Raw genomic sequence first — 2,390 nt, forward strand, 5'->3', positions numbered from 1 at the left:
ACGCCGGGGGTCGCGGGTTCGAGTCCCGTCCACTCCGCCACTTATATTAAGCCCCAGTCGAAAGACTGGGGCTTTTTCGTTTGGTCGTGTCCCCTAGAAATGCATTTACACATTGAAGGCGAGACAATACGACTTTCTTTACCCTTTTGGCACATGAGTTTCTCAGGAAGATGAGCCTGCTGCCTGCACTTCCAATTACTCCGAGTTTGTATCCTGTCCTCGTTGAAAGATTGGTCATTTGAACAATGAGTCTTTATAACACTCGCCCTCAACCGTAATAGAATGAATAGTCTTCCTCACTGCGCGTTTTGTTAGCGTCTCTCTTAAACAATAATTTTCTACATCTTATTTCTCAAACATTCATTGCTTCCATGTTTAGAGCGGGACCGTCGTTGCGTGGATTACGCAATTTCCCGAAATATAGTGAGGAAGAGAGCTAAGTCTTCCGAAAATTAATGCCTTTTAGAAAACTTTGTTTTCTTTGCTGAACTTGCTAGTAGCGATTAACCTAAGAGGAGTTCTTGAGGAGTATGTTTGATGATGCAACAAATAAAAAATGAAACGCTGAAATCTGTATTTAAGCAATGGTCTTCCGAAGAGGGAATTGTGGTCATCAACCCTGCAACTGAGCAAGAGTTAATTCGGTTAAAGCCTAGTACTCTTGATGAGTTAGATGATCTCATTGGTCAGTGCAAAACGGAGCAAGTCCGTTGGGCTAAATTAAGTGCCAAAGAGCGCTCTCGTCGTTTGAGGGGGTGGTATCAACTACTTCTTGATAATGCAGAAGACATAGCCACGATTATTACCTTAGAGCAGGGTAAACCTTTAGCTGAGAGCAAAGGGGAAGTGATGTATGGTGCCTCTTTTGTCGAGTGGTTCTCAGAAGAAGCAAAACGTGCTTATGGCGAAGTTATTCCTGCCCCCACGACAGATAGACGTCTATCTGCAATTCGCCAGCCTGTGGGAGTATGCGCTGCAATTACACCTTGGAACTTCCCTATTGCGATGATTACAAGAAAAGCAGCACCAGCCCTAGCGGCAGGTTGTGGCATGTTGATCAAGCCATCAGAGCTTACCCCTCTCACTGCAATTGCTGTTGTTGAATTAGCTTATCAGGCTGGTATCCCTAAAGAACTGCTTTCTGTCGTGGTGTCGGAGCAGGCTGCTGAGTTTGGTCAAGTACTAAGTACTGATCCTAGGATTCAGAAGATCTCTTTTACGGGGTCTACGCGCGTTGGGAAAATTTTGATGAAGCAAGCCAGTGATTCAGTCAAGGCGGTGTCGATGGAGTTGGGTGGTAATGCGCCTTTCATCGTGTTTGAAGATGCAGACTTAGATGAGGCTGCGGAAGGGCTTGTCGCGTCGAAGTTCCGTAATGCGGGGCAAACATGTGTTTGTACCAATCGGCTATATGTTCATAAAAATGTAAAACAAGCTTTTATTGATAAAGTATTGTCGAAGTTAAGCAAATTAAAGCTTGGAAATGGTTTAGAGAAAGGTGTCACATTAGGTCCTGTTATTACGATGGCCTCTAAGCATCGACTAGAGGCGGCGATCGATCAAGCTGTACAAGAAGGAGCCTCTATTGCTAACTCTCCACAGAGACGGCCTGGTCGCTTTATGGAGCCCGTTCTTTTGGATAGTGTGACGCAGAATATGTCGATTGTTCAGCAAGAGCTATTCGGGCCTGTGTTGCCTATTGTTACCTTTGAAAATGATTATCAAGTTCTCGAAATGGCGAACGATACAGAATATGGTTTGGCTTGCTATTTCTATACGAATAGCTTGAAGCGTATTGTGACTTTTAGTGAAGGTTTAGAGTACGGCATGGTTGGAGTTAATGAAGGGATCATCTCTACTGAAGTGGCTCCATTTGGTGGAGTTAAAGAGTCGGGTGTTGGACGGGAAGGTGCTAAGCAAGGACTCGATGAATATCTGGAGACAAAGTATATTTGTCTTGGTGGTTTAAGCTGATTTCAGAGATGGCCGATTGAATTAAAAAGCTAGGTTTTTACCTAGCTTTTTTTTAGTTGAAAGGCATACCATTTGCCACGCGCGTTTGTGGTTAATATTTTCTGGTTACTTAGTGAGTCGATAGTTAGCTTGCGGTAAGCGGTTTTTAATAATCAAAGCGCTTATGTTATTTCGTTATGGGGTAGGAGAGAGCTTAGCTTTAAACTAATACAAAAAAGCCGCATCAAGTGATGCGGATTCTTCTAATATGGCTCCTCCTGCTGGGCTCGAACCAGCGACCTGCGGATTAACAGTCCGTCGCTCTACCAACTGAGCTAAGGAGGAACAAATTTTAATAAGTGGTGCCGACTACCGGAATCGAACTGGTGACCTACTGATTACAAGTCAGTTGCTCTACCTACTGAGCTAAGTCGGCA

General features: G+C 44.1%; 1 protein-coding gene and 2 tRNA genes. 1 reads left to right on the plus strand and 2 read right to left on the minus strand.

The window, feature by feature from the left end:
- The first annotated feature begins 537 nt into the window (after positions 1-537).
- A complete protein-coding gene (locus R7127_RS25945) occupies positions 538-1,974 on the plus strand; it encodes an NAD-dependent succinate-semialdehyde dehydrogenase (RefSeq protein ID WP_081107536.1) in 1,437 nt (478 codons plus the stop codon).
- Positions 1,975-2,222: 248 nt separating this feature from the next.
- On the opposite strand, the gene R7127_RS25950 is transcribed toward R7127_RS25945, so the two are convergent.
- Together R7127_RS25950 and R7127_RS25955 are read right to left on the minus strand one after the other, a co-directional pair.
- A tRNA-Asn gene (locus tag R7127_RS25950) sits at positions 2,223-2,298 on the minus strand.
- A gap of 15 nt (positions 2,299-2,313) precedes the next feature.
- Positions 2,314-2,389 (minus strand) — tRNA-Thr (locus R7127_RS25955).
- Between the last annotated feature and the right edge of the window lies 1 nt (position 2,390).

This window comes from Vibrio sp. 1159 (assembly GCF_033340395.1).
Taxonomy (GTDB): domain Bacteria; phylum Pseudomonadota; class Gammaproteobacteria; order Enterobacterales; family Vibrionaceae; genus Vibrio; species Vibrio alginolyticus.